Annotated in this window: 21 protein-coding genes and 4 pseudogenes; 12 read left to right on the top strand and 13 right to left on the bottom strand. The window is 70.0% G+C overall.

Annotated features, from left to right (window positions below; genetic code table 11):
• The first annotated feature begins 14 nt into the window (after positions 1–14).
• Both ACK1X7_RS10555 and ACK1X7_RS10550 read left to right on the top strand, forming a co-directional pair.
• Entirely contained in the window at positions 15–1,910 is a 1,896-nt protein-coding gene (locus ACK1X7_RS10555) for a prolyl oligopeptidase family serine peptidase (RefSeq protein ID WP_413115001.1), read from the top strand.
• A gap of 172 nt (positions 1,911–2,082) precedes the next feature.
• Positions 2,083–2,574 (top strand): annotated as a pseudogene (locus ACK1X7_RS10550) (hypothetical protein); the annotation flags it as partial.
• Here the strand turns inward: ACK1X7_RS10550 and ACK1X7_RS10545 are convergent.
• Positions 2,475–3,074, bottom strand: a complete 600-nt coding sequence (locus ACK1X7_RS10545) for a TetR/AcrR family transcriptional regulator (protein ID WP_385150443.1) — start codon at positions 3,072–3,074, stop codon at positions 2,475–2,477. The pseudogene ACK1X7_RS10550 and the gene ACK1X7_RS10545 overlap by 100 nt on opposite strands.
• Before the next feature lie 118 nt (positions 3,075–3,192).
• On the opposite strand from ACK1X7_RS10545, the gene ACK1X7_RS10540 reads away from it, so the two are divergent.
• Positions 3,193–3,939, top strand: a complete 747-nt coding sequence (locus ACK1X7_RS10540; RefSeq protein WP_413115000.1) for an SDR family NAD(P)-dependent oxidoreductase — start codon at positions 3,193–3,195, stop codon at positions 3,937–3,939.
• Between the two features lie 14 nt (positions 3,940–3,953).
• Complete coding sequence (locus ACK1X7_RS10535; RefSeq protein ID WP_390795316.1) at positions 3,954–4,703, top strand: SDR family oxidoreductase; 750 nt, start codon at positions 3,954–3,956, stop codon at positions 4,701–4,703.
• 207 nt (positions 4,704–4,910) lie between these two features.
• On the opposite strand, the gene ACK1X7_RS10530 is transcribed toward ACK1X7_RS10535, so the two are convergent.
• The 3 genes from ACK1X7_RS10530 to ACK1X7_RS10520 form a co-directional block, all read right to left on the bottom strand.
• A complete protein-coding gene (locus tag ACK1X7_RS10530; protein ID WP_385150434.1) occupies positions 4,911–5,138 on the bottom strand; it encodes a hypothetical protein in 228 nt (75 codons plus the stop codon).
• Between the two features lie 10 nt (positions 5,139–5,148).
• On the bottom strand, positions 5,149–6,234 hold the full coding sequence (locus tag ACK1X7_RS10525) for an alkene reductase (protein WP_385150431.1): 1,086 nt from the start codon (positions 6,232–6,234) through the stop codon (positions 5,149–5,151).
• A gap of 758 nt (positions 6,235–6,992) precedes the next feature.
• Positions 6,993–8,495: an MFS transporter gene (locus ACK1X7_RS10520; RefSeq protein ID WP_413114999.1), complete on the bottom strand. Its 1,503-nt coding sequence runs from the start codon at positions 8,493–8,495 to the stop codon at positions 6,993–6,995.
• A 128-nt stretch (positions 8,496–8,623) separates the two neighbouring features.
• Between ACK1X7_RS10520 and ACK1X7_RS10515 the strand changes: the two genes are divergently transcribed.
• Positions 8,624–9,193 (top strand): cupin domain-containing protein, encoded by a 570-nt coding sequence (locus ACK1X7_RS10515; protein ID WP_390795311.1) that lies wholly within the window; start codon positions 8,624–8,626, stop codon positions 9,191–9,193.
• An 11-nt stretch (positions 9,194–9,204) separates the two neighbouring features.
• Here the strand turns inward: ACK1X7_RS10515 and ACK1X7_RS10510 are convergent, their stop codons facing one another.
• The 4 genes from ACK1X7_RS10510 to ACK1X7_RS10495 form a co-directional block, all read right to left on the bottom strand.
• Positions 9,205–10,263, bottom strand: coding sequence for an NAD(P)/FAD-dependent oxidoreductase (locus ACK1X7_RS10510; protein ID WP_413114998.1), 1,059 nt, complete (start codon positions 10,261–10,263; stop codon positions 9,205–9,207).
• Between the two features lie 97 nt (positions 10,264–10,360).
• Positions 10,361–10,765, bottom strand: a complete 405-nt coding sequence (locus ACK1X7_RS10505; RefSeq protein ID WP_385150419.1) for an integrase core domain-containing protein — start codon at positions 10,763–10,765, stop codon at positions 10,361–10,363.
• A gap of 189 nt (positions 10,766–10,954) precedes the next feature.
• The gene (locus ACK1X7_RS10500; protein ID WP_390795310.1) at positions 10,955–11,674 is read right to left on the bottom strand and encodes an SDR family NAD(P)-dependent oxidoreductase; all 720 of its coding nucleotides are present in this window, start codon (positions 11,672–11,674) and stop codon (positions 10,955–10,957) included.
• 19 nt (positions 11,675–11,693) lie between these two features.
• A complete protein-coding gene (locus tag ACK1X7_RS10495; protein ID WP_390795309.1) occupies positions 11,694–12,401 on the bottom strand; it encodes a hypothetical protein in 708 nt (235 codons plus the stop codon).
• Positions 12,402–12,708: 307 nt separating this feature from the next.
• Here ACK1X7_RS10495 and ACK1X7_RS10490 point away from each other — a divergent pair.
• The 3 genes and pseudogenes from ACK1X7_RS10490 to ACK1X7_RS48295 form a co-directional block, all read left to right on the top strand.
• Positions 12,709–13,540: pseudogene (locus tag ACK1X7_RS10490) on the top strand (IS110 family transposase).
• A gap of 127 nt (positions 13,541–13,667) precedes the next feature.
• A complete protein-coding gene (locus tag ACK1X7_RS10485; protein ID WP_413114997.1) occupies positions 13,668–14,264 on the top strand; it encodes a TetR/AcrR family transcriptional regulator in 597 nt (198 codons plus the stop codon).
• A gap of 65 nt (positions 14,265–14,329) precedes the next feature.
• Positions 14,330–14,541: pseudogene (locus ACK1X7_RS48295) on the top strand (ISAzo13 family transposase); the annotation flags it as partial.
• A 106-nt stretch (positions 14,542–14,647) separates the two neighbouring features.
• Here ACK1X7_RS48295 and ACK1X7_RS10480 read toward each other — a convergent pair.
• Positions 14,648–14,974, bottom strand: a pseudogene (locus ACK1X7_RS10480) (aminopeptidase P N-terminal domain-containing protein); the annotation flags it as partial.
• 345 nt (positions 14,975–15,319) lie between these two features.
• Here ACK1X7_RS10480 and ACK1X7_RS10475 point away from each other — a divergent pair.
• The 3 genes from ACK1X7_RS10475 (at position 15,320) to ACK1X7_RS10465 (ending at position 18,793) form a co-directional block, all read left to right on the top strand.
• Positions 15,320–16,564 carry a Clp protease N-terminal domain-containing protein gene (locus ACK1X7_RS10475; protein WP_413114996.1) on the top strand — a complete coding sequence of 415 codons (1,245 nt, stop codon included), beginning with the start codon at positions 15,320–15,322 and terminating at the stop codon, positions 16,562–16,564.
• Between the two features lie 92 nt (positions 16,565–16,656).
• Positions 16,657–18,135, top strand: a complete 1,479-nt coding sequence (locus tag ACK1X7_RS10470; protein WP_385143638.1) for a histidine kinase — start codon at positions 16,657–16,659, stop codon at positions 18,133–18,135.
• A 4-nt stretch (positions 18,136–18,139) separates the two neighbouring features.
• Positions 18,140–18,793 (top strand): response regulator, encoded by a 654-nt coding sequence (locus ACK1X7_RS10465; RefSeq protein WP_413114995.1) that lies wholly within the window; start codon positions 18,140–18,142, stop codon positions 18,791–18,793.
• Positions 18,794–19,255: 462 nt separating this feature from the next.
• Here ACK1X7_RS10465 and ACK1X7_RS10460 read toward each other — a convergent pair whose 3' ends face one another.
• From ACK1X7_RS10460 to ACK1X7_RS10445, 4 genes are all read right to left on the bottom strand, one after another.
• Positions 19,256–19,891, bottom strand: a complete 636-nt coding sequence (locus ACK1X7_RS10460; RefSeq protein ID WP_413114994.1) for an Rv1733c family protein — start codon at positions 19,889–19,891, stop codon at positions 19,256–19,258.
• A gap of 78 nt (positions 19,892–19,969) precedes the next feature.
• The gene (locus tag ACK1X7_RS10455; RefSeq protein ID WP_385143632.1) at positions 19,970–20,809 is read right to left on the bottom strand and encodes a rod shape-determining protein; all 840 of its coding nucleotides are present in this window, start codon (positions 20,807–20,809) and stop codon (positions 19,970–19,972) included.
• On the bottom strand, positions 20,806–21,174 hold the full coding sequence (locus tag ACK1X7_RS10450; RefSeq protein ID WP_351901317.1) for a TraR/DksA family transcriptional regulator: 369 nt from the start codon (positions 21,172–21,174) through the stop codon (positions 20,806–20,808). The genes ACK1X7_RS10455 and ACK1X7_RS10450 overlap by 4 nt, the downstream gene beginning before the upstream one ends.
• Positions 21,175–21,225: 51 nt before the next feature.
• Positions 21,226–21,555 carry a TraR/DksA family transcriptional regulator gene (locus ACK1X7_RS10445; RefSeq protein WP_208522184.1) on the bottom strand — a complete coding sequence of 110 codons (330 nt, stop codon included), beginning with the start codon at positions 21,553–21,555 and terminating at the stop codon, positions 21,226–21,228.
• A gap of 375 nt (positions 21,556–21,930) precedes the next feature.
• On the opposite strand from ACK1X7_RS10445, the gene ACK1X7_RS10440 reads away from it, so the two are divergent.
• Positions 21,931–22,893: a HAMP domain-containing sensor histidine kinase gene (locus ACK1X7_RS10440; RefSeq protein WP_385143630.1), complete on the top strand. Its 963-nt coding sequence runs from the start codon at positions 21,931–21,933 to the stop codon at positions 22,891–22,893.
• Position 22,894 lies beyond the last annotated feature (1 nt).

Genomic DNA, 22,894 nt, shown 5'->3' with positions numbered 1-22,894 from the left:
CAAGGAGTCTGGCAGTGACTCACGACTGGCAGCGGTTCTTCGACGCCCGGCAGTGCGTATCCTCCCGCCGGGGACGCGGCATGGGGGACGACCTCGAACTCATGGTGCACGACGGCCCCGACGGAGCCTTCCTCACCGTCTGGGACGTCGTCCGCGACGTCACCCGGCCCGTGGCGGGCGCCTACGGCGACCCCCGCAACGCGGTCCTGTCCGGCGACGGACGAGCCGTCCTCAACCTCCTCGACGACAACGGTTCGGAGGTGGGCCACCTGTGGTCCGTGCCGATCGACGGCGGCTCCGGCACCGACCTGACGCCTGGCCTCCCGCCGTACACGCTGCGAGGCATCGACGTCGCCCGTACCGGCGCCCTCGCCGTGCTGTCCGCGGTGGCCGAAGACGGCTTTACGCTCTGGCTGGTCGACACTGACGGAGGCCGCTCGCCCCGGCGCCTGTTCGGCTCGACGGCAGAGGCATGGAACGCACGTGTCTCCGCCGACGGCCGCTGGGCGAGCATCGACACCACGGACCACAACCCCGGCCTGCGGCGCTTCGCCGCGACGGTCCTCAGCACCACCGCCGATACCCCGCGGGAGACGATCCGCACCCTGTCCGACGGACCTGAGGCCCCCGTCCGCGGCATCCGGTTCTCACCCGTGCCCGGTGACAGCCGACTGCTCGTCTCCACCGAGCGATCCGGTCACCAGCGGCCTTGCGTCTGGTCTTTTACCGACGGCTCCCGCATCGACCTGGACGCCGAGCACCTGGACGGCGACGTCGTGCCGCTCGACTGGTCCGATGACGCCGCGTACGTACTGCTGGTCCATGTCGACCACGGAGTGCACCGCGTCCTGGAGTGGGAGCCGGACAGCGGGCGGCTCCGCGCTGTCGACCACCCGGCAGGCGCCTTCTTCGAAGCCGACATCGGCGACGCCCACCCCGACTACTGGGCGTCCCACTACGGCGCCGACGGTCAACTGCGACTACTCCACCAGCGCTTCGACCTTCCCCTCACCCTCCTGCGCGAGGACAGGGGCCGCGCCACCGTCACACCCGTCTGGACACCGCCCCTGCGCCCGGCCGGCGTCGCCCTGACCTCCCACATCGTGCGCTCCATCGACGGCACACCCGTACAACTGTGGGCGGGCCGCCCTCCGGGCCTCGAAGGGCCCGCGCCCACCCTGCTCAGCGTCCATGGCGGCCCCCAACTGGTCACCGTCGACCGTTACACCCCCGAGGCCCAGGCCTGGCTCGCCGAAGGATTCGCCTACGCCGCCGTCAACTACCGCGGCTCGCAGACCTTCGGCCGCCGCTTCCGCGAGGGGTTCTGGCACACGATCGGCGAGCGGGAACTGGAGGACATCGAGGCATCCGTTCACTGGCTGGTCCACGAAGGCATCGCCGACCCCAGGCAGATCTTCATCACCGGTGCCTCCTACGGCGGATACCTGTCCCTTCTATCTCTCGGCCGCCTGCCCGATCTCTTCGCCGGAGCGCTTGCCTTCGTCCCGATGGCGGACTGGCTCGCCGCATACGCGGACATGAACCCCGCACTGCGCAGCGCCTGGCGCTCCTTCTTCCACGCCGATCCCGACGACGACCCCGAGGTTTTCCATCGCGCGTCGCCCATCTCTTACGTCGACGGGGTGCGCGCCCCCGTATGGATCTCGACCGGCACGCACGACACGAGGACACCACCGCGCCAGGTCCACAGGTACGCGCAGGCCCTGGAGAAGGCGGGCGGGGATGTCACCGTGGAGTGGTTCAGCGGCGGGCACGAGACCTATAGCCGCACCTCCGAACTCGCGGATCAGCGGCGGATGATGGAGCTGATCACGAAGGCGGTGCACGGCGAGCGCTGGGCCGAAGGGCCGATCACTCCGCCGCCACCAGGCTCAATCGGCTACATGTGATCCTCGCCCGCAGAGCCCTCCGTCCGCCACGGGCTCACCTCGTGGCCTCACCCGTCGGTTGTACGACCTGTCCGTACCGACTACCGAGCACGCCGTTGCGCCTGTAGGCGCCAAGAACTACGTCCGTACTGGTCACGCAGCATGTCGGTACTCGTGCGGGAGGCATGAAGGGCGCGTCCATGTCCCGGGCGTCACCGCCCGCCCCACCGGCGCGTGGGTAACCCACGCCGTCCGCAACCTGCTCATGGACCTGGGCGACAGAGCCAGGTGCTTCCGGTTCCTCATCCGCGACCGGGACAGCAAGTTCACCGCCGCATTCGACGCCGTCTTCGCCGGTAACGGCACAGCCGTCATCCCGACGCCACCGCAAAGCCCACGATCCAACGCGTTCGCCGAACGATGGATACGCACAGCCCGCGCCGAATGCACCGACCGGGTCCTCATCACCGGCGAACGACCCCTGCGTACGGCCCAGCTCAGCAGCCTGATCGGAATATTGACACCCTTCAGGCCGGGGAACTTCCGCATGTCTGGAGCAAACCGGTCGCGCGCGGAAGGTTCAGGTCACGCCCGCAATCCGTCCACCGCCGTGTCGATCGCCGTCAGCGCCGAGCTCTGGTCGAGCCCCGCCCTCGATACCAGTGACAGGCCCTGGACGATGTAGAGCAGGAGCTGCGCCTGGGCCTCGGGGGAGGAGTCGGTCGTGACCTCTCCGGCGGCCTGTGCGCGGCGGAGTGCGCCGGCGACGATGTCGGTGAAGCGGCGGTACGAGCGGGCGACGATCTCCGTGGCTTCGCTGTCCTGGGGGACGAGTTCGGCGGTCGTGTTGCCGACCAGGCAGCCCTGCGGCACGCCCCTGTCGGAGATCAGCTCGTCCAGTCGCGCCGGATGGGTCAGGATCTCGCGCAGGGCGGGCAGCACCGGGGTGGTGTCGAGCGCGGCGGTCAGGTGCCGCTCGTACACCTCCCAGTAGAGCCTGACGGCCTCCAGGTAGAAGCGGCGCTTGTCGCCGAAGGCCCCGTAGAGGCTGCCGCGCTCGACGGCCAGCGCGTCGACCAGGTCCTGGATCGACGTCGCCCCGTATCCCCGGGACCAGAACAGTTCGAGTGCGCGCTCCAGCGTCTGTTGTCTGTCGAACTCGCGGGGGCGTCCGGTTCGTGCCATGCGTCCAAGACTACGACTTCTTGACTCGACGTTCAAAAAGTCGTAGCTTCCGTTGCGGAACTTCTTGAACGGTCACACAGAAATCGGTTGCTCACTGGCCGGCACGAAAGGCGAAACAATGGAATTCGCAGGCAGGACGGCGCTTGTCACCGGATCCGGCGCGATCGGCGGACTCGGGCACGCGACGGCCAGGGTGCTGGCCGAGGGAGGAGCCGACCTGATCCTGACCGGCACCGATCCGCAGCGCGGAGCCCAGGTCGTGGAAGACCTCCGCGCGGCCGATGGCGAGTCCACCGGGGCGGTGCGCTTCGTCGCGGCCGACGTGTCCGACCCGGCGAGCGTGCGGCAACTGGCCGAGGACGCCGGAGCCGTCGACATCCTGATCAACAACGCGAGCGCGATGACGTTCTCCCCGACCACCGAGCAGGGCCTCGCGGGCTACGACGCCGCCTTCGCGGTCAATGTGCGTGCCCCGTTCCTGCTCACCGCGCTGCTCGCGGTGAAGATGGCCGCGGGCGGCGGCAGCATCGTCAATGTCAGCTCCACCGCGGCCGGCCTCGGCATGCCGGGCATGGCCGTCTACGGCGCCACCAAGGCGGCGCTCGAATCACTGACCCGCACCTGGGCGGCGGAGTTCGCCGAGTCGAACGTGCGGGTCAACGCCGTCTCCCCGGGCCCGATGCGCACCTCGAAGGTGGTCGCGGCGATGGGCCCGGACATGGGCGGCATGGGCCTGACCACCGCGCTCAAGCGCACCTCCGACCCGGCCGAGGTGGCCCACGTGATCGCCTTTCTCGCCAGTGGCCGGGCCAGTTACATGACCGGGGCGATCGTCGCCGCCGACGGTGGCCGCACCGCAATCTGAGGAGAGACGGAACAATGGACCGCCTTACGGGAAAGCACGCACTGATCACTGGGGGAACGAGCGGCATCGGCCTGGAGGCGGCCCGCGAGTTCCTCGCCGAGGGAGCGACCGTCGCCATCACCGGCCGGTCACAGGAGAAGCTCGACGAGGCAGCCCGGCAGTTGGAGGGCCCGCTGCTGACCATCGCCAGCGACGCCGGCGACGTGCCCGGCCAGGCGGCGCTCGCGACGCGGCTCCGGCAGGAGTGGCCGAAGCTCGACATCCTGATGAGCAACGCTGCCGACATCACCCACCTCCCCATCGAGGCATGGACCGAGGAGGCGTTCGACAGGCTCCTCGCGACCAATCTCAAGTCGCCGTTCTTCCTGATCAAGGACCTGCTGCCGCTCTTCTCGCAGCAGTCCTCGGTCATCCTCGTCGGCTCGGTCTCCGCGTACATCGGACACGAGAACGCGACGGTCTACGGCGCGGCCAAGGCGGGCCTGCTCTCCTACACCCGCGGGCTGACCTACGAGCTGAAGGACCGGGGCATCCGTGTCAACGGACTGAGCCCGGGCCCGACGATCACCAACGCGTTCGCGCCCCTCGGCCCCGAGCGCCAGGCAGCCCTCTACGAGGAACTCCGGCAGACCGTGCCTCTCCATCGCCTGGGAACCGCTACCGAGCTGGCGAAGGCGGCGGTCTATCTCGCCTCGGACGAGTCCGCCTATACCGCGGGGACCGTGCTGCGCGTTGACGGGGGCATCGGGCAGCTCGCGTACTAACAGGATAGACCGGCCTGCCTGGTGCCACCGGCCGTCAGCATTATGCGTCGCTGAACGCCCATCACTATTCCAACGTTCCCCCGGACCGGTCACGCCGCCGTGACGAGTTCGGCGGGCCGGGGCGGTGCTGCAACCGCGGCATGCCCTTGGTTCCTCCGGGCCGTTCAGGGCCGCGGATCCCTGGACGGCCCGGCGAGCGCAGGGGTGTCAGCCGGCAGTGGTACTGGGCTTGCCGTCCCATGCCACCGGCAGGCCGGCCGGTCGGATGAAGGCCACGTCGTACTCCCACGGGGTGTCGCGTTCGTTCATCCCGAGGATGAGGCTCGGGAAGCGGTCGAACAGTGCCTGATGGGCGACGCGGAGGAACGGATGCAGTGCGTCTTCCTGCACCGCCGGATGTTCGGCGATGCAGGATGCGTGAGCAGTTGCGCGCATCCCAGGCGGATCAGAGGTCGGCACCCTGCGCCAAATGCGGGTAGTCGGTGTAGCCACGGTGGTCACCGCCGTAGAAGGTGGTGCTGTCGGGCTGGTTGAGCGGGGCTCCGGTCTGCCAGCGCTGTACCAGGTCGGGGTTGGCGATGAAGGCACGCCCGACCGCGACAAGGTCGGCCTGTCCGGTGGTGACCAGTTCCTGTGCGGCGGTGACGTCGGTGACGGGGTCCCAGCCGTTGCTGACGATGTGGGAGCCGCCGAAGCGCTCTGCGAGGTCGGTGAGCAGCGGGGAGGCGGGGTCGCCGATGGCGTGCAGGTAGGCCAGGCCCATCCCGGACAGCACGTCGACGAGGGTGCGGTACGTGGCCGCGGTGAGGTGGGGGTCGGTCTCCAGCGCGCCGTGGAGGTTGATGGCGGGGGAGATGCGGATGCCGACGCGTTCGCTGCCGATGGCGTCGCTGACGGCCTGTGCCACTTCGATGACGAAGCGGGCACGGGCCTGGGGGGAACCGCCGTAGTGGTCGGTGCGCTGGTTGGTGGAGGGAGCGAGGAATTGGTGCAGGAGGTAGCCATTGGCGCTGTGCAGTTCGATGCCGTCCAGGCCGGCGGCAATGGCGGCAGTGGCGGCGCGGGTGAATTCCTCGATGACGGCAGGAATGTCCTCGGTGGCCAGGGCGCGCGGGGTGGGGTGGGGCTGGGGGCCGGCCGGGGTGAACATCTCGCCCGGTGCGGCGATGGCGCTGGGGGCTATGGTTTCGGCCTGGTGCTTGTTGTCGGGGTGGGAGATGCGTCCGGCGTGCATGAGCTGGGCCACGATTCGGCCGCCTGCCCGGTGCACGTCGGCTGCGAGGGTGCGCCAGGCTTCGATCTGTTCGCTGGTGTGCAGGCCGGGCGAGTTCATGTAGCCCTGTCCGACCGCGCTGGGCTGCACCCCCTCGGTGACGATCAGCCCGGCGGTGGCCCGCTGGGTGTAGTAGGTCGCCATGAGGCTGGTGGGGACACCGTCGGGGGTGGCCCGGTTGCGGGTCATGGGGGCCATGACGATGCGGTTGTTCAGCGTCCACTTGCCCACCGTGACGGGCGCGAAGAGGTCAGTCATGAAGGTAACTCCTGAAGCGGGGTTGTGCAGTGTGCGTGGGGTGCGGAAGGTCAGGCGAGGCGGCGTACGGCAACGACCGTGTCGGTGACGGTCGCGGTCTGACCACCGGGGCCCTGTGGCCACCCGCTGCGGGGTGGCCAGGCGCTGGGGTGTCCACCGCGCCGTGTCGAGGGCGAGTTCGTCGTAGATGTCTTCCGGGCTGGGGAAGCGGGTGTCGGCATCGGTGTTCCGGGCCCAGGGGCGGTACCGAGCCGTGGTCGACGATCAGGAGGATCCCGCCGGGAGTGAGCGCGTGTGCGGCGCGGCGCAGGACGCTGGCACGCGGGAAGGCGTAGGGGGTCTGCAGGTACTGGGCCGAGATGAGGTCGAAAGTGCCGGAGCGGAAGGTCTCTGCCAGGTCGTGCTGTTCGGTGCGCACACTGCTCTCGAGGCCGTTTCGGGCGGCGAGCCGGCTGGTGCGCTGCGGGGCGGTGGGGGCGATATCGACGTGACGTGCCATTCGTGGGTGGCGAGCCAGCGGGTGTCTCCGCCTTCGCCGCAGCCCAGGTCGAGGGCGTGGCCGGGTGTGAGGTGCCGGGCCGTCTCGGCGAGCAGAGGATTCGCGGTGTCCTTCCAGGCGCTGCCCTTGCCGCGGTAGAACTGCTCCCAGAAGCTGGCAGCATCGTTGGCGGCATGGATTTCGCGGATGCACTCGTCCATCGCGTGTGCCTCTCCTTCGGATGACTTCGGGGCGGATTGGAGCCCGGGCTCGGGTCGGCTCAGTGGCCCGGGTCGGGTGCGGCCGCGTCGCCGGCCGTGCTCTTGGGCGTCTTCACCAGGGCGAGTAGTGCGACAACGGCGGCGGCCAGGAGAGCGCCCGCCACGATGAACGCGATGCGGTAGCCGTGGAGGTAGGCATCCAACTGCACGGCCTGGGGGGCCTGCCCGGGGCTTTCGCTGCGGGAGGTGAGGTAGCCGGTGACGGCGGAGACGTAGAGGGTGTTGAGCAGGGCGGGGCCCAGGGCAGCGCCGATCTGCTGGCTGGTGCTCAGGGCGGCGCTGGCGACACCGGCGTCGTGTGGATCAACGCCGGACAGGGCCACGTTGGGGCCGGCCAGGAAGAACAGGCCGACGCCGACACTGACGAGGATCTGGGTCGGGAGGACTTCGCCCGCGTAGCCGGACGCGGTGTCGAGTCGGGTGAGCCAGAACAGTCCCACCGTGGCCAGCGTGCTTCCTGCCGCCATCAGGGTCTTGGGGCCGAGGCGGGTGACCAGCGGGGCACTGAGGGTGGTGGTGGCGATGATGCCGACGCTGAAGGGCAGGAAGGCGCATCCGGCCCGCAGGGGTGTGTAGTGGAGGTTGACCTGCAGGAAGTAGGTCATGAAGAGGTTCATGCCGAACATGCCGGCACCGATGAGGAGGTTGGCCAGGAACACGCCGGCACGGGAGCGGTCGAGGATCACGCGCAGCGGGAGGAGCGGGTGGGTGCTGCGGTGCTCGACCACGACGAACGCAGTCAGAAGAACCACGGCGGCGGCCAGGAGCAGCAGTGTTGCCGGGGCGGTCCAGCCAACGCCGTCGGCGGCCTGGGCGAAGCCGTAGACGAGGGCGACGAGTCCGCCGGTCACCAGCACGGCTCCGAGGACGTCGTAGTGACGGTCACCCGCGGCGCGGCTTTCACGGATGTAGGGGAGGGTGGCGAGGGCTGTAGTCAGGGCGATGGGGACGTTGATGTACATGCACCAGCGCCAGCCCGCGTATTGCGTCAGCACACCGCCCAGCAGCAGCCCGACGGCACCGCCCCCGCCCTGGAACGCGCCGAAGACGCCGAAAGCCTTCGCGCGTTCCTTGGGGTCGGTGAAGGCCACGGTGATCAGGGAGAGGGCGGCCGGGGCCAGGAGGGCGGCGAAGGTTCCCTGTAGGGCGCGGGCTGCGAACAGCATGCTCGGGTTGAGAGCGAGGCCGCCGAGCATGGAGGCGGCGGCGAAGCCGAGCAGGCCGATGAGGAGGATCTTCTTGCGACCGGCGAAGTCGGCGATGCGGCCGCCGAGCAGGAGCAGGCCGCCGGAGGCCAGTGCGTAGGCGGTGATCATCCACTGGCGGCTGGCGTCACTCATGCCGAGATCGCTCTGGGCCTGGGGCAGAGCGATGTTCACGATGGACACGTCGAGGACGACCATCAGGGTCGCCACGGAGGCCACGATGAGCGTCATCCACCGATGGGGGTCCGGCGTGGTGGGGTCGGGCGCCCTATGGGCGCGGTGGGCGGGGCTGGTCATTGAAATCTCTCCTGAGCCGGAACCGAAGATGGGGCGACGAGGTGGCGTGCGCCGTTGCATGGCCAGGAGGCTGAAACAAGTCGTGCCGAAGGTGCAAACTCTCATGCTCTTTTGGCAAGGTGGATGTCATGACGAATATCGATCGGGTCCTGACGGCGATCGGACCGAGACTGCGGGCGCTGCGCCTGGAGCGCGGTATCACGCTGGCCGCCCTCTCTCAGACCACAGGGATCTCCGAAAGCACGCTCTCCCGGTTGGAGAGCGGCGGCCGCAAAGCGAACCTGGAGCTCCTGCTCCCCCTGGCCCACGTCTACCAGGTCCCCCTGGACGAGTTGGTCGGGGCGCCCGAGACAGGCGATCCGCGCGTGCATCTGCGGCCCGTCACCCGCGACGGCATGACCTATGTGCCACTGAGCCGCCGCCCCGGCGGGCTGCACGCCCACAAACTCGTCATCAGCCCCAGCAGTGGCGAGCCTGAGCTGAACATCCACGAGGGCTACGAGTGGATCTACGTGCTGGACGGCCGGCTGCGCCTGCTCCTCGGCGAGCGCTCCCTGCTCCTCACACCAGGTGAAGTGGCGGAATTCGACACCCATGTGCCGCACTGGCTAGGCGCCGATGACGATCAGCCGGTGGAGCTGTTGGTCATCTTCGGCAAGCAGGGCGAGCGGGCCCACCTCAGGGCCCGCCCGACCTGACCGCATCGCGGTCACCCCGTACCGGGCAGCAGGGAGTCGAGGCCATACCGCCGTTCGCCCAGCACATGCTCGGTGACCTGCGCCTCGATTGCGGCACTGAAGTCCTCACGCGGGGCAGCGCGCCGGCGTACAAGGGCCTCGTCAGTGTCGGCGTTGACGAGGTCGGCGTTGATGGCCGCCGCGGCCGTCGCACCGCCGGCCTGCGCCTGGACGAGCCCGGCCAGCACATCGGCGACATTGCCGGCCACCCAGACGCCGGGGACATCCGTTGCGCCGCCGGGATCGGATGGCACATAGGTGCCGACGCCCATTGGGTGCGGCGCCGGGCCTAGGCCGAGGCCGGCCAGGACTTCGCCCTGCGCGAGGAACCGCGGGGCCACCGCCAGAGAATGCACGGGGACCACCAGCTTCGAGGAGAGCCGGACGCCTCGGAGCGTGTCGTCCACGACCTCCAGGCCGGTCACCTCTCCCTGCACAACCTCGATGCCACGGGCCGCCAAACGCTCCCACTGCTCCTCTTCAGGCTCCGGCCCCGTGTGCAGGAAGAGCGTCACCAGGCTGGACCACTGGCGAAACAACAGCGCCTGATGCACTGAGGCCGCACTTGTGCTGAGCACGCCGATCGGCGTGTCCCGCACTTCCCACCCATGGCAGTAGGGACAGTGCAGCACGTCTCTTCCCCACCGCTCGCGTAGCCCCGGCACTTGCGGCAACTCGTCCACCAGGCCCGTGGTCACCAGCAGCCGCCGGGCCCGGAAGCTTGCACCGCTCTGCGTGCCGACGACGAAGAGCCCTTCCACGCGCATGGCGTGCGTGGCACGGTCGGAGAGCATCTGCCCGCCGTACCGGCTCACCTCGGCCCGCCCAGCGCGCAGCAGGTCCAGCGGCGCCACCCCGTCACGCGAAAGCAGGCCGTGAGCCGCAGCGGCGGGGGCGTTGCGGGGCTCCCCCGCATCCAGCACCAGCACCGAACGTCGGGCCCGCGACAGGGTCAGCGCCCCTGACAGACCGGCCACACCGCCGCCAATCACGACTACATCGAAAACGCCAGAATCCAGTTTGTCGTTCATGCGGCACACGGTGCGGCGCTCCGGCAGAGGAAGCAATCCCTCTTGCCGATCTGGCAAGGCAAGAGCCTGCGCTTGCCGGAAATCTCATCCGTGCAGGTCATGCAGCATGTCGGTATTCGTGGAGGATGCCGCCGAGGCGCTCGCGTCTTCGTATGTCGAGGCTGGAGGTCTGGTCCGGATCGGTGATCGGCGCGGGTAACGGGTGCAGCGGCCGGGCGTTCGCGAGGCCGTGGTGTGGCCGATGAGCGTTGTAGACCTGCTCGAACTCCCGCAGCGCGTAGAGCAGGTGCCGCTGGTTCCAGATCAACGTTCGGTCCAGCAGCTCACGCCGGCAAGTCTGCACCCAACGCTCCATAATCGAGTTCATTCTCGGCATCCGAACACCGCTGAGCACGACCACAATCCCCGCATCCGTAAGGACGGCATCAAACAAGGCGGGGAACTTCCCGTCCCTGTCCCGGATCATGAATCGTGCCCGGAAGCCGAGGTCTTCGAGGGCCATGACGAGGTTCTTCGCCGCTTGCGCTACATCGCGAACGCGTTCGTCACACCAGGTAAGCCAGTCGCAGCAGCACGGTCGATCATCATGTGCTGCGACCGCGCACCATCGTCGGCGGTGCCTACGGCGCCGCCGACGATGGATTTGCGATGGGGCTGCTGCTCGGCTCATGTGGGGCAGGCGGGAGCCGGGTCAGACTGCGGAACGGCCGCCGTCGGCGGCGACGATCGCCCCGGTTGTGAAGCTGGCCCGGTCACTGGCCAGGAAGGCGACCACCTCGGCGACTTCGGTCGGGTCGGCCACCCGGGCCAGCGGCACCGTGTCGCCGTATCCGCCGACATCTTGGCCGAGTGACTCGACCGCCTTCGCCGAGCGCATCGGACCCGGCGAGACGGCGTTGACGCGGACGTTCGCCTGGGCGAACTGGGCGGCCCAGGCACGGGTCAGGGACTCCAGCGCCGCCTTGGTCGCGCCGTAGGCGGCCATGGCGGGCATGCCGATGCCTGCGGCGGTGGAGGAGATGTTGACGATGCTGCCGCCCCCGTTCGCGGCCATCCGCGGTGCCAGGACCGTGGTGAGCACGAAGGGAGCCCGCACGTTGACAGCGAACGCATCGTCGAAGGCGGCGAGTTCCTGTGTCGCGCCGAGCAGGACCGCGGCGTTGTTGATAAGAATATTGACGGGGCCGACCGCGTCGGCGAGCCGCCGCACGTCCTCGACCTTGCTCAGATCAGCCGACAGGAAGCGGAGTCGCCCGCCGAGATTCTCAACCACCTGGGCACCGCGCCGCGGGTCGCGTCCGGTGACCGTGACATCAGCACCGCCGGAGGCGAGGATCCGCGCCACCGCGTACCCCAGCCCACCGATGGCACCGGCGCCGGTGACCAGTGCGTTCTTTCCCTTGAAATCCATGGGTGTGGCCTTCGTCGGGTCAGCGCGCCGCAGCGGCCGCGTTACGGATCCAGCCGCGGAATTCGATCGCCAGGTGCTCGCAGTGACCCTCGATCATCGAGTCCGGGGCGGCCGACGGATAGACGACGCGCACCACCACGTTCGCGCCGGTCTCGGTGTCCCGCGCCTGGTGCAGGCAGTACGCGAAGGGAGTAGCGTCGTCCAGGCTGAGCAGGGCGTTCATCAGCGTCACCGGGTAGGACGCGTCGAGGAATGCGCTGACAGCGGCGGGCAGTTCGCGCACTACCGAGACCTTGAACCGGGTGAGGTGGCCGCCGATCGTCTCCACCATGCCGCCCGTGTAGGTGGGCGGTTCGACGTAGTGCTCGGGGTGGGCGTTGACGAGCAGTGACTTGTCCTGGAAGCGGCCGGTGCCGGCTTGCGCGGCGAACCAGTTGGCCAGGTCGGTGCCGCTGAGCCCGCGGACGGTGAACTCGGTGCGCGACTCACGGAAAGTGCCTCCCGAGGCCGCGACGAGCTCCTTGTGGTAGCGGTCGCCGGCGTCGATCTGCTCGGCGAGCAGGTCCATCATCACCTGGCCGCCTGCCACGTTCTTCAGGTTCATCAGGGCCCGGCGTGCGGCCTTGAGCTCCCACCGGTCGACTTCGGTCTCGTCGAACGTGCGGCCCATGGTGTGCACATCGACGGTCACGAGGGTGGTCTGCTGTGCTTCGGTGTGGGTGTTCACGTGTGTTTCCTCATCATTGTGGGGAGTTGGCCTTCCGGCAGACTCCAGGTGGTAGCCAGCGACAGGTGAGCACTCCTGGTTCCTGGACTGTTGAGTCCTGATGAAGGACCGTGCCCCTGCCGTTCGGCCCGGAGAGTTGATCGCTGATGGGATGGCGTGCCCGCCTCTGGCCGGCGTGAGCACTGCTTGATCAGGTCGCTGATGGTTCTCCGGCAGGCCGCTGAAGGTGATCGGCATCGAGAGCGGAGGACCGTTGCGACTGTTCGTGGGAGATGACTGGGCCGAGGACCATCACGACATCGAGGTGATGGCCAGCGCCGGCCGACGGCTGGCCCGGGCCCGGCTGCCCGAGGGCGTGACGGGCATGGCCCGGCTGCACCCGATCGTGGGTGAGCCGGCCGGGGAGGACGCCGACAAGGCCGAGGTCCTGGTGGGGATCGAGACCGACCGCGGCCCGTGCGGGCGCCCCCTGGTCGCCGCGGGGTACACGGTGCTGGCCGTCAACCCGTCGCAGGCCGCCCGGTTCCGTGACCGGCTGCGGGTCTCCGGGGCCAAGAGCGACCCCGGGGACGCGCACGTGCCGGCCGACATGGTCCGCACCCACGGCCACGAGCTGCGGCCCGTCGCCGGGGACTCCGCCCAAGTCGAGGCGGTCAAGGTCATCACCCGTACCCACAAGACCCTGATCTGGGAGCGGACCCGGCACACCCAGCGGCGGCGGCATGCACTGCGCGACTACTTCCCCCGCCGCGCTGGACGCCTTCGAGGACCTCGACGCCGCCGACACGCTGGAACTGCTCGGCAAGGCCCCAACCCCGCCACAAGCTGCCCGGCTGACCGTGGCGCAGATCAGCGCCGCGCTCAAACGCGCCCGCCGCAAGAAGGTCGCCCTGGCCCGCTACGTCCACAACGACCGGCTCATCCACGCCCTGCTCACCCAGGCATTCAGCACCCTGCGCGTCTCGCTTAACGCCCACGCCTACTACCAGCGGCAACGCGCCCGCGGAGTCGGCTACAACGCCGCCCTGCGCCAGCTCGCCAATCGGCTCGTGGGCATACTCCACGGATGCCTGAAAACGGGCACCCGCTACGACGAGGCAACCGCCTGGTCGCATCACGCGGAACTGGCTACGGGGTGACATCTACGCTCCTGGGATGTCCTTCATGGCAGGAGGCGGGCAATGCGGCTGCGGCGACGGTCCAGATGCGTACACGGAATGCGCCAGCCCGGTTGCTGCCCGCCCAAATCCACAATAAGATGCAGTCATGCATCTTGCAAGCCCGGGGCCTGCCCCCCGCCGCCGTCGGCGCGGCGCAGAACTGCAGGCCGCTCTACTTGACGCCGCGTGGGAAGAGCTGATGGAACGCGGCTACGCGGGCCTCACCTTCGCCGCGGTAGCGGACGGCGCCGGCACCAGTCGCCCGGTCGTCAACCGTCACTGGGCGACCAAGGCCATGCTGGTCCGTGATGCCATCGGCCATGCCAGCGACAAGTTCCCGCTCACCGATCCCGACACCGGATCGCTGCGCGATGACACGATCGGGCTGCTCGAACAGCTCAACGGGGCGTTCACTGTGTTCGCTGTCGCCATGACCGCACAGTTGGCCGCCTACTTCGAAGAGACGGGAACAACACCCGCCGAGCTGCGTGCGTCCCTGATCGATGAGAGGTGGGAGCTGATCGAGTCCGTCGCGCAGCGCGCCGTCGAGCGAGGAGAGATCGATGGTTCGAAGCTGACTCCGCGAATCACACGGTTGCCCTTCGACCTGCTCCGACACGAAGTGCTCATGGACCTGGCGCCAATGTCCGCGCACGCCATCCAGGAGATCGTTGACACGATCTACATCCCCCTGCTCACATAAGACCCTGCTCAGGGCGTGCAGATCTTTAACTCGTGGCTTTCCATTCGGTGGTTCGTTGGTCTGGCATGAGCGGGTTGGATGGGCAACGGGCCGTGCTGGCAGCCAATTGAGGGCGATTCTGCCGAACCTCGACGAGGGGCAGCGTCGCCTGCTGATAGGGGCGGAGGCCCAGTCCCTCGGCCACGGCGGGATCAGAGCAGTCGTCCGTGCCGCCGGTGTCCGTGAGGCCACTTTGTCTGGCGGAATACGGGAACTCGACTCCGGAGAAGCCCCGTTGTTGACACACCTGGTCGGTGTTGACCTTCTTTTTGGTTGAAGCTCGACGATAGCGGGGTGCCAAACTCCGAGCTGATGCCGATCAGGGTCTTCGCCCAACGCGCCGGGCCGACCCACAGCTCGCCCTGGCCCGACAGCCAGAACTCGCCGTTCTCGCGGTCGGAGCGAGGCAGGAGGTAGATCGTCGCCTGGTGGCCCTCGCCCGCGGGCTCCAGCACGAGGACCCCGCCCTCGGTCTGGTTGCCGGTGAGGTACGCGTACTCGACCGACGCGCGGAAAGGGTAGTCGGTGTCGTTGGAGCGGGTCTTCAGGTTGCCCGCGGCGACGACCAGGCGCTCGCCCGGGAAGCGCGCGGACAGCGCGGCGCGGCGGGCGGCGGTCTCCGCGGCCTGGGGAATTGGCTCCAGATCCCGCAGCTCCGTGTCCGACCAGCCATCGGCCGAGGGGGAGCCGAACGACGTCCCCTCACAGGAGCGTTGAAGCACCAGACACCGGCACCCTCACTCGGCCCGCAGCCGTAATGTCCGGCCTTCATCTCCCGCTCGTACGAGCGCCCCCGGCAGGGCGACCCTGACCTGGCCGACCGCGATTCCAACTGGCCGCGGTCCGCGTGACATCCGCCGGCCGGTCGTCGTACGACGGGGTGCGCCGGGTCGCTGATGTTCCGTAGTCGGCTTGCCGATCGGACCGGGAGTGTGGCCGGTCGGCCGACGCGGTGTCGCGGGGGGCACGTCTAGCGTCGTTCTGACCAAGCCACCGCGCTTCGAGGGGAATGTTCGATGGATCAGCGAAGGGCGGCCGGAGCACACGCCGACGCCACGGCCTTGATCGGAGCGACCACAGAGTTCGAGCCGGACGTCATGGACCTGCTCGTGGAGACACTGCGCCGTGCGGTCAGGCGCGAGTTGCCGGCCGTGGGGACGGACACTCTGCTGGACGCGCTCGTGATGGGGGACTCGGACGCCGGTGCGACGATCGCCCCGGGGATGCGGAAGGCCGGTGCGCTCGGCGGCATGATCTCCGGACATGCGGGCCGCGGTTGGGCGAGCGACGACGAGGTGCACGGTGCGCCGGTCGCAGCCGGCGCGGAAGCCGATGGGGTGGAAGCCGACGGGGTGGAGGTCGATGCGGCCTGGCGTGAAGCACGGTGGCGCTTCGGCCTCGGTTCGCGCGGATCGGCTTCGGAGAGCGGCCCGGTGCTGCCCGGGATGACCGGGGCGATGCGCGCGTGCCTGCTGCTCGCGCTCAGGTCGGCCCGCGCCGAGGGGACGACAGCGGTGCGCTGCCGGCATGTGGCCCGTGCCCTGCTGGACCTGCCGGACAGCAGGGCACGGGAAGCCCTGCTGCTGCAGCGGCTGGATCCGGCCGCCGCGGCAACCGCGCTCGACCGACTGGACGCGGGCGCCCCGGCGGAGACCGAGGTACCGGAATCCCGCGGCGTCACCCTTCTTCGCCGGGCCGGAACGTTGGGCAAGAGCGGTAACCGCCTGACCCGCGCGCTGACTTCGTGGACCTCCGGGGCCGCCGTGAACGGCTCACCGGTTCTGTTCGCGGTGTCCGTCGAGGCCGTGCGGCAAGCAGTACGGTGCGGGCGCGCGGCGGCGGAGCCGGTGGATCTCCTGCTGGGGATACTGGCCCTGGACCGGGCACTGTCCGTTGCCGGGCACTCGCTTCCCGGGAGTCTGTCGGACGCCAACGCTGCTCCGGCTCTGCTGCGCCGGCACGGCGTGCGGCAGGTTTCCCTGGTCTCTTCGGCTTCGGCGATCCCGTCTGCCGCTGTTCCCGGCGGCGACGGTGTGCGGCTGTCCGCTGCCGCCGACCGGACCGTGGCGGTCGCGCGGCTGTCCGCCGCCGAGCACGGTTCGCCCACGGTCGGTACGGTCCACCTGCTGTCCGCAATGCTCGACGAGTCGGCGACGGATGCGGACGCCGGGGCTGGTGGCGTGGTCGTACGGCTGCTGGCTGCCGGCCAGGTGGACGTGGCCGCGTTGCGGGCGGAGCTGAGCCTCCGGCTGGGCGCATGACACCCGGGCCCGCCGTGCGCAGACCGCCGCCGTAGCAGCTACCGTTCCTCCCGGAGATCCACGGTGGCGGGGCAGAGGTGATCATGAGTCAGGTGCCCGAAGACACACAGCCGCCGCCCCCGTCCGTACGGCTGGGACGCACGCTGACCGGGGTGCCTCGGTGGGTGCGCCGCGAGGCGGTCGAGAGCTGGGCCGCGATGCGTGCCGCTGAGCGCCGTACGGTCGTCGGCGAGGTGCTGGTCTGTGCCCTGGCGACAGCCTTCTGCCTGCTACCGCTGTTGCTGGCGCCCCCGGAACGGCCGACGGCGGTGCTGGAGGGGGTGTGGGCGGCGCTGATCGTCCCCGCTCGGCGCGTCCGGCCGGTCGCCGCGGTCCTCTGCGCCTCTTTGCTGCTCGTGGGTGACAACGTGTGGACGCTGGCGGTGGTGCCGCTGGTCGTGCTGTCCGCCACCCGTCGTATCGCACCGCAGCGGCGTGCGTGGCAGGCCGTCGGGGTGGCCTGCGCCACCGTCGGTGCCCTGACCGTCGCCCGTGCCCTGGTCCGGTCCGATGCCTTGCCGTTGGAACTGGCCGGCAACGCGGTCTCCGCGGTGCTGCTTCTGCTGCTCCCCACCCTGGCCGGGACCCTGTTGGGGCGGCGGCGGCCCCTGGTCAGCCTGCTGCGGGAACGCAACGCCTATCTGGAACAGAGCCGCACGCTGACCGCCGCGGCGGCCCGAACGGAGGAACGGGCCCGGATCGCGGGAGAGATGCACGATCTCCTGGGCCACCGGCTGAGCCTGATCTCGGTGCACGCCGGGGCGCTTGAACTCGCCGCCGCGCGACAGGCACCCGCCCTCGTCGGACAGGCCGAGCTGCTGCGCACGACCGCCGGTACGGCCATGGGGGAACTGCGCGAAATCCTCGGTGTCCTGCGGCACGTGGACATCCCGGACCTGACGGACAGGACCGGGGACGAGAGGGGAACGCGTGAGGACATCACCGCTCTGGTGACGGAATCCCGGCAGACAGGCAGCATCGTCGAGCTGGACTGGTCCGTTCCCGACACGGCCGAGGTGGGCCTCCGTACGCGTCAGGCGATCCACCGGGTGGTCCGCGAAGGGCTGACGAACGTGCTGAAACACGCATCCGGCGCGCCCGCCAAGGTGGAGGTCAAAGGCATGGACAAGGGGATCGAGGTGTCCGTCACCAACGAGGCATCGCGCGCCCCGGACCACTCCCAGGGGGGAAGCCGCAGCGGGCTGGCCGGCTGCCAGGAACGGGTCTCGTTGCTCGGCGGCACGTTCGAAGCGGGCGCCTTGGCGAACGGCGGTTTCCACATGGCGGCTTGGCTGCCCACCCACGGGAAGCCCCTTGAATTCGCCGCGCTTGAGGGGGCCTTTACTGAAAACCCTCCGGACACGATCCGACTTCCCTTTGGCGGCATCGGGCAGGAAGGGGCCCGTGCGCCGCTGTCGGAGGAGATCCTGACCTGGCCGCGAGTCCTGGGATCGGGCTGCGTGGCGCTGCTCGTGGTCCTACCGACGGTGGGCTTCCTCGTCGTACTGCTGACGACGGCAGTCCTAAGATGAGCTGATGATCCGAGTCCTGATCGCCGACGACGAGGCACTGATGCGTACGGGAATCCGGCTGATCCTGGAGAACGCCGAGGACATCGAGGTGGTCGCCGAGGCGGGCGACGGTCGGGAAGCCGCCGCGGCATGCCGCGCCCAGGACGTCGACGTCGCCCTCCTCGACATCCAGATGCCGACCCGGGACGGAATCGCGGCCGCCGAGGACATCGCCCGTCTCTCGCCCCGCACCTGTGTCGTGATGCTGACCGCGTTCGGCGAGGGAGCGAGCGTGACGCGCGCCCTGCGGGCCGGGGCGAGCGGTTTCCTCCTCAAGGACACCGGTCCTGCCGAGCTGATCCGCGCCGTGCAACTCGCCGCGAGGGGTGAACCGGTCCTGGCACCCAAGATCACCCGGCAGTTGCTGGAACGGCACGTACGGTCCGGCCGGGACACCGAGGCCGCTCTGCGCAGGACCGAAGCGCTGACCCCGGCCGAACGGGATGTCCTGCGGCTGCTCGGCACGGGCCTGTCCAACGCGGAGATCGCCGATCAGATGTATCTGAGCGCCGGCACGGTCAAGGCGCACATCAGCCGGATCCTCACCCGCACCGGCTGCGCCAACCGCGTACAGGCCGCCGTCCTCGCACATGACGCCGGGCTGCTCACCGACCGTTGAGCCTGTGGGGTTCCGAACCAGGGCCGCCGCACTGACCTGCGAACTTATCCGGCCGGGTCCCGCACCAGGACCGTGAACTCGGATGCTCGGTCTCCCGTTCCATGAGGAGGTTGCGTGCCTGCTGGGTGGTCCAGTCTGTTTGCGCGCAGCTTTCTCGGCAGAAGTCGGACGAGGGCGGTGAGGATCGCGCGGTCCGCCCAGGTCAAGCGCGGCCTCGGGGTGCTGCGGCGTAGCACGGCTACCTCATGGCGGAGCACGAGTAGCTCGACGACCGTCCGGCGACCGTCGGATCATGCTGGACCAGTTCCGCCGCGCCCTTGGCCAACAGGCATCCGCGGCCGCTGTCGGCTCGGCGGTCCGTCGACGACCTGCCCGGCCGTCCGCCCCGCGGCCGGCGACGACATGGCTCGGCCGCGCTCGTCCAGGTGGTCGGTCCGGGCAGGCGTGAGCGTTTGCGCAGGCTCAGGGGGACGTGGTCCAGCGTGGCGCGGTCTCGGCCCACTTGGCGTCCCACTGGGCGAGATTGCGCCGACGAAGGACCACGACGACGCCGCGATAGGCGGCGGCACCGGCGAGGGTCACGGTCAGGAAGCCGACGAGCGCCCAGCCCATGGTCCGGCTGCGGATCTGCTCGGCGGGCATGGGCGGCTCGGCGATCGCTCCGTCCGCGTCGACCCACACGTCGACGGAGTTGCCCGCGCCGAGCCCGGGCAGGACGTCGGTCTCGGCGGTGCGGATCCGTCCGTCCGGGTCGGTGTAGCGGACCGTGGCCGGATAGCGGTTCTCTCTCGCCTCCGCCGATCCGGGCTCCGGATGGTCCGGGGCGTCGTGGGTGAGGACGGCGGTGGTGAGGCGCAGGGTCTGCCTCTGGTGCTCGGCGGCCGCGCGGTAGTGCCGGTGGGCGGCGTCACCGATGGCGAACATGGCACCGAGCCCCAGGATCGGTACGAGCAGCAACATCGCCAGGGCGATCCGGCCCTGGAGGCGGTCGGTGCGCCGGTACAGCGGATTGTGCCGCCAGCGCCACAGCGACATGGGGTGCACGAGCCCGTGGTGCGGGGGATCCGGGGGCTGTGCGGGTGGTGGCACGCCGGACACAGGTTCTCCTTTCCGGGGCAGGGGGTGGCGTACAGCAGACCCCGGCCGGTGAGGTGGCGGGGTCAGGGGGCAGCGAGGTCAGCGGAAGAGCGGGCCAGGCCCGGGTGGGGACGTGCCCCTGGCCGACGGATGTCCGTGCGCGGCCCGCAACATCGTGGCGGCGCCGCGGACCGCCGCGGTATGCGGTGTGGGAACCGCCCGCAAGGGCGCGTGCGTGCCGCCGGCGAGCCGGTGAGTGAGGTCGGGCCGCAGTGCGCCGCCACCGGCCAGGAGGGCACCCCGGCTCAGGGCCTCGGCGGTGAGGGACGTGCGGTCCTGCCGGAGCATGGAGGTGAACATGGTGCTGATGGCTTCGCTGATCTCCGCCGTGGCGTCGGCGTCTGCGAGGTCGGTGGTGCCCAGGGCGGTGCGGCGGGCGTCGAAGACCAGGCCGTCGACGAGGAGGACCACCTCGGTGAGATGGGCGCCGATGTCCACCACGAGCAGCGGCAGGGAGAGGTCGGCGCCCGCGGCCAGGGCGATGGCGCGCGCGGTGGGGACGGTCAGGACCGCGCGGGGGCGGAGCACTTCCACGGCGGCGCGGGCCCGTTCCCGGTAGGCGGGGCCGTCCAGCACCGGCGCGGTGACCACCACCAGCGGGCGGGTGAGGCGGGGCAGGCGGTGGCTGAGGAGCCGGTCGAGCATCCGGGCCGTTCCCGGAACGTCGACGATGGCGCCGCGCTGGACCGGATACACCGCCCCAGCACCGGGGAAGGTGATGGTGGGTACGTCGAGGACCATCCCGCGGCCGGCTATCCAGGCGCGGGTGCGGGCGCTGCCCAGGTCCAGGGCGAGGCCGCAGCAGTGCCGGCACAACGGCCAGGGCCGGTGCCGGTGCCCGGCGGGGGAGCCGGGCCGGAAGCGGCGGCGGACGGTCATCGTCCGGCCTCCCGTACCTGCTGGCACCGTGCGCAGTAGCGGGCCTGTGGAACGATCATCAGCCGGTCGCGCTCGACAGGGCGACGGCACAGGTGGCACGTGCCGTAGCGGCCCTCGGCGATGCGTCGCAGCGCCGCCTCCACGTCGGCGAGGACCATGCGCGCGGAGGCGGCGACTTTGACGTGCACTTCGGCCTGTGCCGCGGAGCGGCGCCGGAGCAGGTCCTCGGCGCGGGGCGGCGCGGCGATCTGCCGCAACTGTTCCTGGCGGAACAGGCGCTGTTCGTGGAGGTTCTCCCGCAGCGCGGCGAGGTCCTCGGGCGACAGGTGCGCGGCACGGTCGCCGATGGTCTGGTGGTTCACCACTTCACCCCTTTGAGCAGGGCGGAGACGAAAACAGGAGGCGGACGGGGCGGGTCAGGCGGTGGCGCGGCCCTGGCAGGCGACGCAGTACCGGGTGTAGGGGAGGATCTCCAGGCGTTCGGCGGGGACGGGCTTGGCGCAGCCCTGGCAGATGCCGTAGGTGTCGTCCTCCACGCGGGCGAACGCCTCGTCGATCTCGGTGAGGACTCGCTGGATCGCCTCCGTCTGCGCGGACACCAGATGGGCGTCCGTGCTCTGGGCGCTCTCGTCGAGGGCACGTAGCTGAGCCAGGCGGCTGTTGCGGGCGTGTTCGAGGCGCTGACGGGTTTCATGAGAGGTCAGCCGCCCGGGGCGGGGGCCGGTCTGGGCGGTGTCGAGCGGCACGATGAGGTCCTTTCGCGAAAGCGCGCCAGGCGCGGCAGTAGCCGCCCGGTTCCGCCGCCCGCGGTCTCCACGACCGCGCGCACTGGCCGTACCGGACGGCTCGGGCACCTTCGACTCTGCTCGACCCGGCGTCGGAAGCCCATCGGGCGCGGACCCCATTTGCCCGGGGCAGCGGTGACCACGGGGCGATGGCGGGGAAGGGCGCGTGGGTACCCGATGACCTCGGATATGGGTGACGGGCCCCATCGACCGCGCGCGGTGCGGGAGGCAGGCTGTGTCAGGCTCGGTCGTGATCAGTTGTGGCGGCTCCGCCGGGGTGCGATGGGCGACAGTAGAGCTGATCACACGCGGAGCGCAGAAGGAGGAACTTCCCCGGTGTCACTGTTCTGGCGGATCTTCGGGCTCAACGCCCTGGTGCTGGGCACCGCTACGGCGCTGCTGCTGTGGGCGCCGGTGACCGTCTCCGTGCCGGTGCTGCTGACCGAGGCGGTCATCCTGGTCGGCGGTCTCGCCGTCATGCTGGTCGCCAACGGCACCCTGCTGCGCTGGGGCCTGGCCCCGCTGGACCGGCTGACCAGGCTGATGACCACCGTCGACCTGCTGCGCCCGGGCCAGCGGCTGCCCGTGCCCGGCGCCGGCGGCGGTAGCGAGGTGTCCGAGCTGATCCGCACCTTCAACGCCATGCTCGACCGGCTGGAGCACGAACGCGCCACGTCCAGCGCCCGGGCGCTGCTGGCCCAGGAGGCGGAACGCCGCCGCATCGCCCAGGAACTGCACGACGAGGTCGGGCAGAGCATGACCGCGATCCTGCTGGTGCTCAAGCGCGCCGCGGACGACGCCCCCGAACCGCTGCGCGAGGACCTCCAGCAGGCCCAGGAGATCACCAGGGAGAGCCTGGACGAGGTCCGCCGCCTGGTGCGCCGCCTGCGGCCCGGCGTCCTGGACGACCTGGGCCTGGTCAGCGCACTGACCTCGCTCACGCAGGACTTCGCCACCCACACCGGGATGCGGGTCGTGCGCCGCCTCGATTCCGATCCGCCCACCCTCGACCGGGAGAGCGAGCTCGTGCTGTACCGGGTGGCTCAGGAGAGCCTGACCAACGCGGCCCGCCATGCGGACGCGCGGCAGGTCGAGGTGAGCCTGCACCGGGTGGGCGAGGCGGTGGTGCTGGAGATCGCCGACGACGGCCGCGGCATCGAGGCCGCCTGCGAAGGCGCCGGGATCCGCGGCATGCGCGAACGGGCCCTGCTCGCCGGGGCCACCCTCGACATCACCTCGACGCCTGGCACCGGTACCCGGATCCGCCTCATCACACCCGCTCCCAGGAAGCAGCTCTGAC

It is taken from the genome of Streptomyces sp. CY-1 (genome assembly GCF_047218265.1).
Classification (GTDB): domain Bacteria; phylum Actinomycetota; class Actinomycetes; order Streptomycetales; family Streptomycetaceae; genus Streptomyces; species Streptomyces niphimycinicus.
The sequence above is the reverse complement of the archived record's forward strand: the minus strand, read 5'-3'. Positions and strand labels throughout refer to the sequence as shown.